This window comes from Brachybacterium hainanense (assembly GCF_042434575.1).
Taxonomy (GTDB): domain Bacteria; phylum Actinomycetota; class Actinomycetes; order Actinomycetales; family Dermabacteraceae; genus Brachybacterium; species Brachybacterium hainanense.
Map to the genome: position 1 here is coordinate 17,353 of NZ_JBHLSV010000009.1, position 14,532 is coordinate 31,884.

Consider the following 14,532-nt stretch of genomic DNA (forward strand, 5'->3'; position numbering starts at 1 on the left):
ATGCTGTCAATCCTTGACGACATTCGATGCGCCGGCACCGGAGCTCTCCGGAGAATCTTTCCGATCCACCCCAGCACGAAAATCCCGGTCCGCCTGACGTTCCGCTTCCCGCTCGCGCCGGTCCGCGCGAAGAATCGCGCGGATCACGAACCAGAACAGCAGGCCCACACCGATCGACGGGAGGAGCGCACCCGCTTCGAACAGGAAACCGGCCATGTCAGGCTCCCGGCTTCACGAGGGGGAACAGAATGGTCTCGCGGATCCCGAGCCCGGTGAGCGCCATGAGGAGACGGTCGATCCCCATCCCCATTCCACCGGTGGGCGGGAGCGCATGCTCCATCGCCTCGAGGAAATCCTCGTCCAGGCGCATCGCCTCGTCGTCGCCGGCGGCTGCCAGGCGCGCCTGCTGCTCGAAGCGCTCACGCTGGATCACGGGGTCCACGAGCTCGGAGTATCCGGTGCCCAGCTCGAAGCCGCGCACGTACAGATCCCACTTCTCCACGACACCCTCCTGGTCGCGGTGGCCCCGGACGAGGGGGCTGGTCTCCACCGGGAAGTCGCAGACGAAGGTCGGCGCCCACAGATGATCGCCCACCCGGTGCTCGAACAGCTCCTCCACCAGCTTGCCGTGCCCGAACCTCGGATGGTCGAGGTCCAGCTCGAGGGAACGCGCGATCTCCCGCAGCCGCTCCGGAGAGGTCTGCGGGGTGATCTCCTCGCCGAGCGACTCGGACAGCGAGCCGTAGACGGTGATCCTCTCCCAGTCGCCGCCGAGGTCGTACTCCTCGCCGTCGGGCAGGGTGACCACGCTCGACCCGGTCGCCGCGAGCGCGGCCTCCTGGACCAGGGCCCGGGCGAGGTCGGCGATCGTGTGGTAGTCGCCGTAGGCCTGATAGGCCTCGAGCATCGCGAACTCGGGAGAGTGCGTGGAGTCCGCACCCTCGTTGCGGAAGTTGCGGTTGATCTCGAAGACCCGCTCGAGCCCGCCGACCGCGGCGCGCTTGAGGAACAGCTCCGGCGCGATCCGCAGGTAGAGCTCCATATCGAAGGCGTTGATCTGGGTGACGAAGGGACGGGCGGCCGCGCCGGAGGGAATCACCTGCAGCATCGGGGTCTCGATCTCGAGGAAGTCGCGCCGATGGAACGAATCCCGCAGGGAATGCATGACCTCGCTGCGCAGGCGGGCGATGCGGCGCGCCTCCGGGCGGACGATCAGATCGACATAGCGGCGGCGCACGCGCGACTCCTCGGAGAGGTCCGCATGCAGCACCGGAAGGGGCCGGATCGCCTTGGCCGCCATCTGCCAGGAATCGGCGAAGATCGACAGCTCGCCGCGGCGCGATGCGCCCACGTGGCCGTGGAAGAAGACATGGTCGCCCAGGTCGACATCGGCCTTGAACGCGGCCAGGCGCTCCTGCCCGACAGCGGCCTGGCTGAGCATCACCTGCAGGCGCTGGCCCTCCCCGTCCTGCACGGAGACGAAGGCGAGCTTCCCGGTGTTGCGCAGGAACACGACGCGGCCGGCGATGCCGACGAGCACGTCCTCGAGCTCCTGGCCGGCCTCGAGGTCGCCATGGGCCGCGCGCACCGCGGCGATCGTCGTGGTGACGGGGACGGAGACCGGGTAGGCCTCCTCGCCGCGCCCGATGAGGCGCTCGCGCTTGGCCTTGCGCACGGCGATCTGATCAGAGGTGTCGAGCTGGTCCTGGGCCGCGTGCGCATCAGTCATCTGCCGATCATCTCACCTCGTGCCCGGAGCCTCCCAGAGGATCCGCTGCGATCCCGCCGACCGTGGGCGACCTCACCCGGAGACGACGAGCGTGGTCGCATCCAGCAGCCGAGTGCCCTCCACATGGGCGGCCAGGACCACGAGCACCTCGCCGTGATGCCCCGGGCCGATGCTCTCGAAGGTCGCGGGATCGACGGCCTCGGCGTAGGCCCAGCGGACCTCCCCCGCCTCGCCGCCGTCCCCCTCGCCTCGTCCCGCCCGCTCGAGGACGGCGAGGACGGCGGCGGCATCGGGCGCGGCCTCCTGCACCGCCGCGATCGTGCGCGAGAGGACGAGCGCCCGGTCCCGGCCGGCCGCGCTCAGGTAGGCGTTGCGGCTCGAGCGGGCCAGTCCCGACTCCTCCCGCACGATGTCGACGGCCTCGATCCGGACCGGCAGGTCCAGATCGGCGACGAGCCGCTCCAGGATCGCGAGCTGCTGGGCGTCCTTGCGCCCGAAGACGGCCGCATCCGGTGCGATCAGGTGCAGCAGCTTGGTGACGACGGTGACGACCCCGTCGAAGTGCCCAGGACGGGCGGCGCCCTCGAAGCGGGTGCCGAGCACACCGGCGCTCACGCTCACCGGCGGAGGCAGCACCGGGTACATCTCCCAGACCTCCGGGGCGAAGACGAGGTCGGCGAGGCCGTCGAGGAGCGCGACGTCCCCGGCGAGATCGCGCGGATACGCCTCGTAGTCCTCGGTGGGACCGAACTGGAGGGGATTGACGAAGATCGTCACGACCACCGAGTCGGCGATCTCGCGGGCCCGCCGCACCAGCATGAGGTGCCCCTCGTGCAGGGCTCCCATCGTCATGACCACGGCCACGCTCCCGGGCAGGCTCTCGCGGGCGGTGCGCAGCTGCGCCTTCGTCGTGACGATCTGGGTCATGGTCCTGCCTCCGGGTTCCGTTCTGCCGGATCGAGGATCGCACGGATCAGCTCTTCGCGGGAGCGGTCGAGGCCCGCACGGGACAGCGCGGCGAGGGCAAGGGCCCGGTAGGTGGCCTCGAGATCCGAGGAGCCGACGCCGTCCTGGGCGAGATCGGTCAGGGCCTCCAGGTGGGCCCGGACCGTTCCTGCGTCGCCGCGGCGGACGGGACCGGTCAGGGCCCGCGCTCCCTGCGCCAGGGATTCCTCGAGCGCCGCGCTCAGCAGGGGCCGCAGGTACGCGCCGGGATCCTCGATCCCCAGCCTGCTGAGGATCTCACGGGCCTGGTCCACGAGCACGACCAGATGGTTCGCCCCGTGGGAGAGCGCGGCATGGTAGGCGGTGCGGTCGCCTTCGGCGAGGAGGACCGGTCGGCCCTCGAGCTCGACGACGAGGGCCTGCGCGATCGGGGCGAGGGCCGCGCGGGCGGTGATCGCCATCGGGCAGCCGATCAGCCGCGGCAGGTCCGCGACGGTCCCGGTGAAGGTCATCGCCGGATGGATCGCGAGGACCGTGCATCCGGCCGCCTCGAGCGGGGCGAGGACCTCGATGCCATGGCTGCCGGAGGTGTGCACGATCACCTGCCCGCCCGGGCTCAGGCCGGTCGCGGCGATCCCCGCCGCGAGCGGCCCCAGCTCGTCGTCGGGGACGGCGAGCAGGACCATCTCGCTGCGCTCGACGATCCGGTCCACCGCGAGCAGGGGCACGCCCGGGAGCAGCGCGGCGGCTCGCTCCCGCGAGGCCCGGGAGACGGCGCAGGCGCCGATGATCGCATGGCCCTGGGCGCGCAGGGCGGCGCCGAGCACCGCCCCCACGCGGCCGGCGCCGATGATCCCGATGCCCAGTCGCGGCGGCCCGCTCATCGGGCTCCTCCCGCGGCCAGCGGAGGAAGGGGCCAGTGCGCGCGGTCACGGTACCGGCGCAGGCGCGCCGCGTCGCGCGCGAGCGGCTCCCGCAGGGCCAGCACCTGATCGCGCGGCATCCCGGAGGCGTTCAGGGTCGTCCCCGCGACCGGCACCGCGAGGGACAGCAGGCCGCAGCGGCGCTCGATCGGTCCCTCGGACACCGTGATCCCCTGGATCCGGTCGCGGGCGACGAGCTGCACCGTGCGGGTGAGGATGCCGGAGCGCCGCACCACGTAGCCGGGCAGCAGGACGACCACCTCGGTGCGGCGGGCGATCCACTGCCAGCGGCGAGGCGGGCGCATGCCGTCGATGTCCCGCGCCCGGGCGGTGAGCAGGTGCGCGAGGGTCGCGTCGTCGTCCGCGGTGCCCAGCGGCGGCAGGAGGTGTCCCAGGGTGAGCCGCAGCTCCTCGGGGGTGCCCACCGGCAGGACCGTGAGCGAGCCCTCGGTGTCCGAGTCGTCGATCCCCGCGACCGTGACCGTCGCCCGGGCCCAGCGGCGTGAGCGCCACAGCGCCGGCTGGGACAGGGCGAGCTCCTGGATCCGTCCCGAGGGGACGTTGTCGGTGCGGGTGTTCAGCAGGCCGCGACGCAGACGCAGCCCGCGGTCGGTGATGCGGGAGACGAATCCCCAGCCCGCCTCGATCCGGCCGAACACGAGCTTCGGCACCGCGATGAGGGCCGGGACCATGGCGATGATCGCCCCCATGCCCGGGCCCCGGTCCCACAGCAGCAGGGCGACCGCCACGATCATGCCCACGAGCAGGAAGAACGCCCCGATCAGGAAGCTCACGTCGCGGATCATGGAGTGGAGCAGACGTGCGGTCGGCACCTGCGAGATCCGTTCTCCGTCGCTCACGCCGTCCAGCAGCACCGCGTCCCAGGCAGGTGCGCCCGGCGCCTCGCGGCCCGGCGCGGCCGGATCGACGTCCGGGAGCGGCGGCGCGGCCTCGGGGTCGGCGGCCCGGGCGGCGACGAGGATCTCCTCGCGCATCCGCTCGGCGTCGGCCGACCGCACGTAGGCGATGTCGAGATGGGACTCGCCGCCGCCGGCGATCTCCACCCGCACCTTCGCCAGGCCCAGCACGCGCGCGGACAGCGGGCGCTCGACGGAGACGGAGTCGATCTTCTCGCGGGGCGCGAAGCGGCGGGTCCGGGTGAGCACCCCGGAGCGCAGCAGCACCCCCTCCGGGGTGATCGCATAGGTCAGGAAGCGCCAGGACAGAGCGGACACGGCGATCGAGACGACGATGACGACGGCGAGGATGCCCAGGCCGATGAGCAGGCGGCTCATGGTGAACTCGTTCACGAGCGCCGTGATGTTCTGGATCGACAGCGCGGCGACGATCGCCAGGATGATCTTCCAGCCGCTGATGAACGGCGTCAGCGGATGCGTGCGGCGCTGCGCGGACTCCGGGACCGCGAGAGCGACCGCCTCCTCATCGCGGGGCTCCGCCTCCTCGCCGCGGGGCTCCGCGGGGTCGACGGCGCTCACAGCGCGGCCATCAGCTCGACGCCGCGGCGGGTGAGCAGCTCGCGCAGCCGTTCGGCCTCCTCCCGCGGGAGGCCCGGCAGCGAGACGTCGGCCTCGCCCGCGGCCGTCGACACGGACAGCGAGGCCAGGCCCAGGCTGCGCTCGATCGGCCCCTCATGCACCTCGACGGACTGCACGCGTCCGAAGGCGACCGTCTCGAGGGAGCGGAACATGATCCCGGAGGCGACGACGAGGTCCTCCTCCCGGTCGAGGTAGCCGATGGCCCGGACGCGGCGCGGGGTCAGCAGCACCGCCTGCAGCACGAGGACGAGGACGAGGACGGCGGGGAAGATCATCCACCACCAGTCCAGCAGCAGCCACAGCACGATGCAGCCCGCGATCAGCAGCAGACCGATCACGTCGCCCACGATCCCGGCGAGCAGGCGCGCCCGCACCAGGTCCGGGGAGACAGGGCGCAGACCGGAGATCCCGAGCCGGTCCCTGTTGACGGCGGCGTACGCCTCCGGGGACAGGCCCGCGGGTGCTGACCGGGGCCCCGCAGGATCCGGCCGGGCAGGATCCGGCGTTGCGGGATCGGGCCGGGCGGGGGACGGCTCAGCCGAGGAGGTGACAGGGGCGGCGGGGTCGTGCCCGGAGATGCTCATGCCCCCATCGTCTCAGCACCGGTCCCGGAGGCAACTCCGACTTTCGTCCCACGGCCCGGTCCGGCGGTCGCACGCCCCGCCGAGCCCGGCAGGGGCGACGCAGGCGTGTCAGGCGGGGCTCGACTCCGCGGAGGGGTCCCCTTCCTCCGGCGGGAGCTTCCCCCAGCGCTCGACCACCACGCCGGCCACGGCGAGCACGATGCCGCAGACCCCGGCGAAGAGGGTCGGGAGTACCGCTCCGGCCATGCTCCCGATCCCGGAGGGACCCAGGTGGAGGGCGATCCCCAGATGCGCCCCGCCCACGAGCACGCCCGTGTAGGCGCAGGCCCGGGCGAAGGTCACGACGCGGTAGGCGGTGATCATGTCGAGCTGATGGCGTCGCGGGGCGAAGGAGCCGGAGGCCGAGCGCTCCTCGGACTCCTTCAGATAGCGGCGCAGCGGCAGGCCCACGACGATCAGCACCGCCGTCAGGGCCAGCAGCAGCAGGCCCGTCAGCCAGCCGGTGATGGGCACGACCCCTCCGCGCGAGGCGATCAGCTGCGCGAGGGTGGTCCCGAAGCCGGTGGCGGCCGCGAGCACCACGACCAGCAGCGGGATCGACAGCGGCTTCATGCCGGGTCCGGCCCGGCCGGGGCGGTCCGTCCGTAGCCGGGGACCTGGGCCCCGGGGCGCAGTCCGTGCCGGTCCTCGGCCCGCTCCAGCAGCTCCTGCACGCCGCCGTGACCGGGCAGCACCGCCGCGGGGCGGGCGGCGGCCCAGGGAGCCAGGACGAAGGCCCGCTCGGCCGCTCGGGGGTGCGGCAGGATCAGCTCGGGGTCGTCCTGGACCAGGTCGCCGTAGGTGATCACGTCCACGTCCAGGGTGCGGGGTCCCCAGCGGACCTCGCGCCGACGGTGCGCATCGGCCTCGATCGCACGGGCGAGCTCGAGCAGCTCCCACGGCCCGAGCACGGTCCTCACCCCGATGACGGAATTGAGGAACGCCGCCTGCGGGACGCCGCCGACGGGATCGGTCTCCAGGACCGGACCCGTCCAGGCGATCTCGACGCCAGGCTCGTCCGCGAGCAGCATGAGGGCACGCTCCAGATGCGCGGCGCGGTCGCCCAGGTTGCCGCCCACGGCGAGGACGGCGTCCACCGCAGGCGCCTCGCGCACGATGCGGATGCGCACGTCCTCGAAGGGGTGCGGGATCGGCGCCGAAGGCTTGTGGAGGGTGACCTCGACGCACCGCACAAGAGGCTGCTCGCGCAGGATCCGGGCCGCGATCTGCGCGGCGACGGTCTCGACGAGGTCGCGGCTCTCGGACCGGATCTCGGCGACGATCGCATCGGCGACCTCGGCGTAGTTCACGGTGCGGCCCAGCGCATCGGTCCGCGCCGCCGCGCGGGTGCCCAGCTGCATGCGCACGTCGACGAGGAACTCCTGTCCCTCGCGCTTCTCGCTCTCGAGGACCCCGTGGTGACCACGGGCGCGCACGCCCAGCAGCTCGATCATGTCCGGGACCGGATCCACCGGCAGGAGGGGGCTCATCGCCGGGCCTCCCGCAGCCGATTGCCGACGGCGACCGCGGCCACGCTGGAGGGGACCTCGTGCACCCGCACCGCCCAGGCCCCGTGCTGCGCGCTGATCGCGCTGATCGCCGCGGTCGCGGCGTCCCGGTCGACGCCGAGCGCGGAGACGAAGCGCTTGCGCGAGGCGCCGATGAGGATCGGCAGCCCCGAGCGGCGCAGCGCCTCCCAGTCCGCGAGGATCTGCCAGTTCTGCTCCCCGGTCTTGGAGAAGCCGAGGCCCGGATCGGCGATGAGGTACTCCTCGTCGACCCCGGCCTCCCGCAGCGCCTCGAGGCGCGTCGCGAGCTCCGCGGCGCTGTCGCGGGCGACGTCCTCGTAGTCGGTGAGGGCGTTCATCACGTCGCTGTGACCGCGCCAGTGCATGGCGATGAAGGCGGGCGGGGTTCCCCGGCGTGTCCGGAGCCGGGCGGCGCCGGTGCCCATGTCGACGTCCGCGAGGCCCGCGGAGACGTCGTTGATGATGAGCGCCCCCTCCGCGACCGCGGCGGCGGCGACCGAGGCCCGCATCGTGTCCACGCTGATGACATGCCCTTCGGCGGCGAGCGCACGGATCACGGGCACGACCCGGCGCAGCTCCTCCTCCTCGTCGACGCGCGGGGCTCCGGGCCGCGTGGATTCGCCGCCGATGTCGATGATCGCGGCGCCCTCCCGGGCGAGACGCCGACCATGCTCGATCGCCGCCGCGGTCTCGAAGTGCCTGCCGCCGTCGGAGAAGGAGTCCGGGGTCACGTTCAGGACGCCCATGACGAGCGTCCCGGGCACGTCGAGGGCGTCGGGGAGACCGGCGGGACGGGGTGCCATGGATCAGCCCCGCATGATGAGGGACATGGCCTCGGCGCGGGTGGTCCCCTCGCGCAGCTGGCCGCGCACCGCGGAGGTGACCGTCTTCGCCCCCTGGGCGCGCACGCCGCGCATGGACATGCACATGTGCTCGGCCTCGAGGACGACGATCGCCCCGGCGGCCTGCAGCTCCTCCATGAGCGCATCGGCGATCTGGCTCGTGATGCGCTCCTGCACCTGGGGGCGGCGGGCATACACGTGCACGAGCCGGGCGAGCTTGCTGAGACCGGTCACGCCGCCCGCGCCCGGGATGTACCCGACGTGGGCGATGCCCATGAAGGGCAGCAGGTGGTGCTCGCACATCGAGTGGAAGGAGATGTCCCGGACCAGGACGAGCTCCTGATGCTCGATGTCGAAGGTCGTCGCGAGCGGTTCCGCCGCGTCCTGGGACAGCCCGGCGAAGACCTCGGCGTACATGCGGGCGACGCGGGCGGGCGTCTCCAGCAGGCCGTCGCGGTCCGGGTCCTCCCCGATCCCCGCGAGGATCTCGCGGACGGCCGCCTCGATCCGGGCGTGGTCCACGCTCATCAGCGCTCCTCCGCGCTGCGCGGGGCTCCGGGGATGGACGGGCCCTCGCCGCCGGGATGCGGCAGCTCGGGCGCCCCGGGGGTGAGGGGCTCCCCGGCATCATGGGATTCGGAGCCCGTGGCCTGCGGGTTCCCGCCGACCAGCGGATCGTGGAAGACGGGACGGCTCTGGCTGGACTGCCACACCTGGCGCAGCGGCTGCTTGCGGACGTCCGCGAAGATCACGGCGAGCTCGGGCTCGTTCAGCGTCTCCTTCTCGAGCAGCTCGAGGACCAGGCGGTCCAGCACGTCGCGGTTGGCGCTGATCACGCTCCACGCCTCGTCGAGGGCCTGGCTGATGAGCCGGCGCACCTCCGCGTCGATCAGCTCCGCGGTCTCGTCGGAGTACTGGGGGCCCTGGCCGGACTGCATGCCGACGAAGACCTCGTCCTGGCCCTCGCCGTAGGTGACCTGTCCGAGCACGGCGCTCATGCCGAGCTGGGTGACCATGGTCCGCGCGATCTTGGTGGCGTTCTGGAGGTCCGATCCGGGACCGGTGGTGACGTCGTGGAAGATGCCCTCCTCGACCGCGTAGCCGCCCATCGCGTAGGCGAGACGGTCCAGCAGCTCGTTGCGGGACTGGTAGTTGCGGTCCGCGGTGGGCACGACCATGGTGTAGCCGCCGGCGCGGCCGCGCGGCAGGATCGTCACCTTGGTCACGGGCGCCGAGTTGTTCAGGGCCGCCGCGACCAGGGCGTGGCCGCCCTCGTGGTACGCGGTCATCTGCCGCTCGCGATCGCTCATGACCTTGGAGTACCGCTGCGGCCCCATGGAGACGCGGTCGATCGCCTCGTCCAGGGCTCGGTTGTCGATGATCTGGTTCCCGGAGCGCGCGGTCAGCAGAGCCGCCTCGTTGAGCACGTTCGCCAGGTCCGCGCCGGACATGCCGATGGTGCGGCGGGCGACGACCTCGAGGTCGACGTCGCTCGCGAGCGGCTTCCCCTTCGCGTGCACCGTCAGGATGTGCAGGCGACCCTTGAGGTCCGGGGCCTCGACGGCGATCTGCCGGTCGAAGCGGCCCGGGCGCAGCAGCGCCGGGTCGAGGATGTCGACGCGGTTCGTCGCGGCGATGAGGATGACGTTCTGGTTCTCGTCGAACCCGTCCATCTCGACGAGCATCTGGTTCAGGGTCTGCTCGCGCTCGTCGTGGCCGCCGCCCATGCCGGCGCCGCGGTGGCGGCCCACGGCGTCGATCTCGTCGATGAAGATGATCGCGGGGGCGTTCTCCTTCGCGGTCGAGAACAGGTCGCGGACACGGCTCGCGCCGACGCCCACGAACATCTCGACGAAGTCCGAGCCCGAGATCGAGTAGAACGGCACGTTCGCCTCGCCGGCGACGGCCCGGGCCAGGAGCGTCTTTCCGGTTCCGGGAGGGCCGTACAGGAGGACGCCCTTGGGGATCTTCGCGCCGACGGCATGGTACTTCTCCGGGGCGACGAGGAACTGCTTGATCTCGTCGAGCTCCTCGACGGCTTCCTCGGCGCCGGCGACGTCCGCGAAGGTGACCTTGGGGGCCTCCTTGTTGAACAGCTTGGCCTTGGACTTGCCGAACTGCATGGCCTTCCCGCCGCCCTGGGCGTTCATGATGAGGAACCAGAACAGGGCGAAGAAGATGAGCAGCGGCAGGAAGGAGACGAGCAGGGTCGTGAGCATCGAGCTCGTGGCGATCTCGTCCGTGTAGCCCTTGGCGGGAGCCGCCTTCTCGACGGCCGCGACGATCGCGTCACCGCGCGCGGTGACGTAGGGGAAGCGCACCTTGGTGCCCTTGTCGGTGTCGCCGTCCGTGAAGGGCTCCGTCAGCACCATGTCGACGCGCTGCTGGTTGCCGTCGAAGATGACGACCTGCTCGACCTTGCCCTCGGCCAGGAGCTGCAGCCCCTGCTCGGTGTCGATCTCCTGGTAGCCGTCGCGGCTGAGGAAGGAGAACAGGACCGTCCCCAGCAGCAGGGCCAGGATGATCCACAGGGCGATCCCGGGCAGGGATCGCTTCTTCTTGGGTGTGCTCGATGCCATGTCAGTCCTCGTAGACGGAGCGCTTCAGAACTCCGACGTAGGGCAGGTTCCGGTAGGTCTCTGCGTAGTCGAGCCCGTAGCCGATGACGAACTCGTTGGGGATGTCGAAGCCGATGTACTTCACGTCGATCTCGATGCGCGCCGCCTCGGGCTTGCGCAGCAGCGCCGCCACCTCGACGCTGCGGGGGCCGCGGGAGCGCAGGTTCGCCAGCAGCCAGCTCAGGGTCAGCCCGGAGTCGATGATGTCCTCGACGATCAGGACGTGGCGGTCCGCGATGTCTGTCCCGAGGTCCTTGAGGATGCGCACCACCCCGGAGGATCTGGTGCCGGCCCCGTAGGAGGACACCGCCATCCAGTCCATCTCGACGGGCAGGTCGATGCTGCGGGCGAGGTCGGACATGACCATCACCGCGCCCTTGAGGACCCCGACCAGGATCGGCGGCTCGTCCGCGTAGTCCTCGGTGATCTGCCGGCCGATCTCGGCCAGCCGGCCGCGGATCGCCGTCTCGTCCAGCAGGACGCGCTCGACGTCGTCCTGCATGCGCGCGCGAGCATCTGCCGCGTGATGTTGCGTATCGGACACGCACAGCTCCTTGGTGGGATGTCGTCGTTCTCGTCCCGAGGTCCTCACGGGTCGGCGCGTCGCCAGACCAGGAGCCCGTCGCGGCGAGCGACCTCGATCCTACCCGGAAGGGGTACGCCAGCCTGACCGTGCCATGAGACGACCAGGGCGTCCGCCGCGAGCACCTGGCGGCGCAGGAGCGACTTGTCCGAGGGGGTGCCCGCGGCCGCCTCCGCGAGGCGGGAGGCGTCGCGGAGGATCCGGGTGCGCAGCACGCCCGGTGCGGCGGCGAGCGCGTGCACGTCCAGCAGCAGCAGGTCCCGCTCCTCGCGCAGCTCCCCGCCGTCCCGGCGCAGGGCCTCGAGCTGGTCCCGCGCCTCCGCGTCGAGGTGCTCGACGTCGGGGCCGATGAGGGCGGCGGCGCGGGCGAGGTTCTCGTCGATCTGCTCGCCCAGCTGCTCCCGCAGCAGCGGCAGCACGGTGCCGCGCACGCGCGAGCGCAGGAGGGCGGGGTCCGCGTTCATCGGGTCCTCCCACCAGTCCGCGTCGTGGAGACGGCAGATCTCCTCGGTGTCCGCGCGCCGCAGGGCGGTGGTCTCGTCGCGGGCGGCGCCGAGGAAGGGGCGCAGCACGGGCCCGCGCACGGGCGGGATGCCCGCGAGCGCCCGGGGCCCGCCGCCGCGCGCGAGACCCATGAGGACCTGCTCGGCCTGGTCGTCGAGCGTGTGCCCGAGCAGGAGCGCGAGCGCCCCGGTCTCCTCGAGGCGCTGTGCGAAGACCTGCTGCCGCGCCGCGCGCGCGGCGTTCTCGATCCCGCCGGGGCCGTCCGTGCGGACCTGCACGCGACGGATCTCCGCCGCCTGCGCCCCCAGGCGCCGGCAGGTCTCCGCGGCGCGGCCGGCCACGGCGGCGGAGTCCTCCTGCAGGGCGTGGTCGATGATCAGCGCCTCGGTCTCCAGTCCCATGCGGTGGGCGACCCACGCGGTCGTGGCCAGCAGCGCCAGGGAGTCCGCTCCCCCGCTCACGCCGACCAGCACGCGCGGGGCGAGATGCCCGGCGCCGGTGTCATCGGCGAGCAGCTCGAGGCGGGCGGCGAGGTGGGCCCGCACCGCGCTGCGGGCGCGCGCGACGACGCGGGGCGGACCGGCCATCAGGAGCTCCTCGCGATCTCGGCGGCGACGAGGTCCACGGCCTCCCGCGCTTCGCTGGCCTGTGTGCTCTCGAAGCCGTGCACGGCGATCATGAAGGTGACCGTGCGGCCGTCGGGCAGGGTCGTGACCCCGGCCAGGGTCGCGGTGCCGCTGAGGTAGCCCGTCTTGCCGCGCACGATGCCGCGGGCCGAGGCCGCGTCCGGCTCGCCGAAGCGTTCGGCGAGCGTGCCGGTCAGACCTCCGATGGGCACGTCGTACAGGAGCGGCTCGAGCTCGGGCGCCCCACCCGAGGCGACCTCGCCGAGGACCACCGCGAACAGGCGCGGCGGCACCCGGTTCTGCACGCTGAGACCGCTGCCGTCATGGATCTCGAGGGCGTCGAGATCGGCCTCGGGGATGCCGAGCTGCGCGGCGAGGTCGCGGATCTCCGCCTCGACCGCGCCGGACGCCCCTGACGGGGTCATCTCCGCGCCCCGGGCATCAGCCACGAGATAGGCCAGCAGCTCGGCTCCGGTGTTGTCGGAGATCGTCAGGACGTGGCGGACGATTTCCTCGAGCGGCGCCGACTCGATGCGGACCTCCGGCTTCGCGGCGTCCTGCGGGGCAGCCCGTCCCCGGGTCACGTCGCCGGTCACCTCCACGCCGCGCTCGCGCAGCAGCTGCGCGAAGCGCTCGGCGGCATCGCCCGCGGGGTCGGCGGACTTGGCCCCGTACTGCTCGCCGTCGAGCCTGCCCTCGTCGATCGCGAGCGCCGCGACCGGGGACACCCAGCCGCCGGCCGGGCCGTTCGCGCCCCAGGCGGGGTTCGTGCCCTCGGTGATGAAGGTGTCGTCGAGCACGAGGGCGACCGGTCCCCCGCCGTGCTCGGCGACCATCGCCGCGGCCTGGTCGGCGAGCTCCCCCAGTCGCTGATCGGTGAGGAACATGTCCCCCTCGCCGATGAGGGTGAGCGTGCTCCCGTCCAGCTGCGCACGGGTGGCGAGGGTGTCCTCGCCCGAGCGCGCCCGCAGCACGGCGGCGGCGCTGAGCAGCTTCAGCGTGGAGGCGGGCACGAGGGCGGAGTCGGCCTCGCGCTCGGCGAGCACCGTCCCGGTCTGCGCGTCGACGACCGCATAGGCGAGACCGCCGTGGACCACCGGCAGCTCGGCATGCGCCGACATGCGCGCGTCGAGGCTCGCCCCGGTCCCGTCGACGACGGAGGGCGAGGCGAGGGGGATCATGGCGGCGGGATCGGCGCGCGGGAGCTCCTCGGCCTGCGCGGGCGGCCGGAAGTCCGTCCCCGTGTCCTCCTGCACGAGCGTGAGCACTCCGGGGAAGGCGTCGGTCGCGTCGCCGACCGCGTAGAAGCCCACGGGCACCGCCGCGCACAGCACGAAGGCCAGAGGTCTCCAGAGTTTCTGCGCATCCATGCCTCTCACGATAGAGTGTGCCGGTCAGCGCTACCGCCCCCAGAGGGGCATCGAAGCAACGGAGCAGCACTCGTGGAATTCGACGTCACCATCGAGATCCCTCGCGGGAACCGCAACAAGTACGAGGTGGACCACCACAACGGCCGCATCCGCCTGGACCGCATGCTGTTCACCGCCACCCGGTACCCGGACGACTACGGGTTCATCGAGGGCACGCTCGGCGAGGACGGGGACCCGCTGGACGTGCTCGTGCTCCTCGAGGAGCCGACGTTCCCGGGCTGCCTGATCCGCTGCCGTGCCCTCGGGATGTTCCGCATGCGCGACGAGTCCGGGGGCGATGACAAGATCATCGCGGTGCCCGTCGGGGATCAGCGCCAGGTCCGCCGCCAGGAGCTCACGGACGTCTCGGAGTTCCATCGGCTGGAGATCCAGCACTTCTTCGAGGTGTACAAGGACCTCGAGCCGGGCAAGAGCGTCGAGGGTGCCCACTGGGAGGGCCGCAGCGATGCGGAGGCGGAGATCCGCCGCTCCTACGAGCGCGCCGTGGGCACGGAGCACGCCAACGAGTTCACGCAGACCTTCTGAGGCCCTCCCGGCTCCGCGCCGGAATCGAGAGAGCGCCGCGGCCGGGAGAGATCCTCTCCCGGCCGCGGCGCTCTTCTGTCCGGATCTGATGCGCCTGCC

At 72.3% G+C, this 14,532-nt stretch carries 15 protein-coding genes; 1 reads left to right on the forward strand and 14 read right to left on the reverse strand.

What is annotated here, in order from left to right; all coding sequences use genetic code 11:
• Nucleotides 1–6: 6 nt before the first annotated feature.
• The 14 genes from ACFFF6_RS08935 to ACFFF6_RS09000 form a co-directional block, all read right to left on the reverse strand.
• Nucleotides 7–216 carry a hypothetical protein gene (locus ACFFF6_RS08935; protein ID WP_376980014.1) on the reverse strand — a complete coding sequence of 70 codons (210 nt, stop codon included), beginning with the start codon at nt 214–216 and terminating at the stop codon, nt 7–9.
• Between the two features lies 1 nt (nt 217).
• Entirely contained in the window at nt 218–1,729 is a 1,512-nt protein-coding gene (gene lysS / locus ACFFF6_RS08940; RefSeq protein ID WP_376980015.1) for a lysine--tRNA ligase, read from the reverse strand.
• A gap of 72 nt (nt 1,730–1,801) precedes the next feature.
• Entirely contained in the window at nt 1,802–2,656 is an 855-nt protein-coding gene (gene panC / locus ACFFF6_RS08945) for a pantoate--beta-alanine ligase (protein ID WP_376980016.1), read from the reverse strand.
• Complete coding sequence (locus ACFFF6_RS08950) at nt 2,653–3,558, reverse strand: Rossmann-like and DUF2520 domain-containing protein (protein WP_376980017.1); 906 nt, start codon at nt 3,556–3,558, stop codon at nt 2,653–2,655. The genes panC and ACFFF6_RS08950 overlap by 4 nt, the downstream gene beginning before the upstream one ends.
• A complete protein-coding gene (locus tag ACFFF6_RS08955; protein WP_376980018.1) occupies nt 3,555–5,093 on the reverse strand; it encodes a PH domain-containing protein in 1,539 nt (512 codons plus the stop codon). The genes ACFFF6_RS08950 and ACFFF6_RS08955 overlap by 4 nt, the downstream gene beginning before the upstream one ends.
• Nucleotides 5,090–5,737 carry a PH domain-containing protein gene (locus tag ACFFF6_RS08960; RefSeq protein WP_376980019.1) on the reverse strand — a complete coding sequence of 216 codons (648 nt, stop codon included), beginning with the start codon at nt 5,735–5,737 and terminating at the stop codon, nt 5,090–5,092. Before ACFFF6_RS08960 ends, ACFFF6_RS08955 begins: the two co-directional genes overlap by 4 nt.
• Nucleotides 5,738–5,845: 108 nt before the next feature.
• On the reverse strand, nt 5,846–6,349 hold the full coding sequence (locus ACFFF6_RS08965) for a DUF3180 domain-containing protein (protein WP_376980020.1): 504 nt from the start codon (nt 6,347–6,349) through the stop codon (nt 5,846–5,848).
• On the reverse strand, nt 6,346–7,266 hold the full coding sequence (gene folK / locus ACFFF6_RS08970) for a 2-amino-4-hydroxy-6-hydroxymethyldihydropteridine diphosphokinase (protein ID WP_376980021.1): 921 nt from the start codon (nt 7,264–7,266) through the stop codon (nt 6,346–6,348). The genes ACFFF6_RS08965 and folK overlap by 4 nt, the downstream gene beginning before the upstream one ends.
• Nucleotides 7,263–8,108, reverse strand: coding sequence for a dihydropteroate synthase (gene folP / locus ACFFF6_RS08975; RefSeq protein ID WP_376980022.1), 846 nt, complete (start codon nt 8,106–8,108; stop codon nt 7,263–7,265). The genes folK and folP overlap by 4 nt, the downstream gene beginning before the upstream one ends.
• A gap of 3 nt (nt 8,109–8,111) precedes the next feature.
• Nucleotides 8,112–8,675, reverse strand: a complete 564-nt coding sequence (gene folE, locus ACFFF6_RS08980) for a GTP cyclohydrolase I FolE (RefSeq protein ID WP_376980023.1) — start codon at nt 8,673–8,675, stop codon at nt 8,112–8,114.
• Nucleotides 8,675–10,726 carry an ATP-dependent zinc metalloprotease FtsH gene (gene ftsH / locus ACFFF6_RS08985; RefSeq protein ID WP_376980024.1) on the reverse strand — a complete coding sequence of 684 codons (2,052 nt, stop codon included), beginning with the start codon at nt 10,724–10,726 and terminating at the stop codon, nt 8,675–8,677. Before ftsH ends, folE begins: the two co-directional genes overlap by 1 nt.
• 1 nt (nt 10,727) lies before the next feature.
• Nucleotides 10,728–11,267: a hypoxanthine phosphoribosyltransferase gene (gene hpt, locus ACFFF6_RS08990; RefSeq protein ID WP_376980128.1), complete on the reverse strand. Its 540-nt coding sequence runs from the start codon at nt 11,265–11,267 to the stop codon at nt 10,728–10,730.
• 86 nt (nt 11,268–11,353) lie between these two features.
• The gene (tilS, locus tag ACFFF6_RS08995) at nt 11,354–12,439 is read right to left on the reverse strand and encodes a tRNA lysidine(34) synthetase TilS (RefSeq protein WP_376980025.1); all 1,086 of its coding nucleotides are present in this window, start codon (nt 12,437–12,439) and stop codon (nt 11,354–11,356) included.
• The gene (locus tag ACFFF6_RS09000) at nt 12,439–13,848 is read right to left on the reverse strand and encodes a D-alanyl-D-alanine carboxypeptidase/D-alanyl-D-alanine-endopeptidase (RefSeq protein WP_376980026.1); all 1,410 of its coding nucleotides are present in this window, start codon (nt 13,846–13,848) and stop codon (nt 12,439–12,441) included. Before ACFFF6_RS09000 ends, tilS begins: the two co-directional genes overlap by 1 nt.
• Nucleotides 13,849–13,920: 72 nt before the next feature.
• Here ACFFF6_RS09000 and ACFFF6_RS09005 point away from each other — a divergent pair, with 72 nt between their 5' ends.
• Nucleotides 13,921–14,433 (forward strand): inorganic diphosphatase, encoded by a 513-nt coding sequence (locus ACFFF6_RS09005; RefSeq protein ID WP_376980027.1) that lies wholly within the window; start codon nt 13,921–13,923, stop codon nt 14,431–14,433.
• The last annotated feature ends 99 nt before the right edge of the window (nt 14,434–14,532 follow it).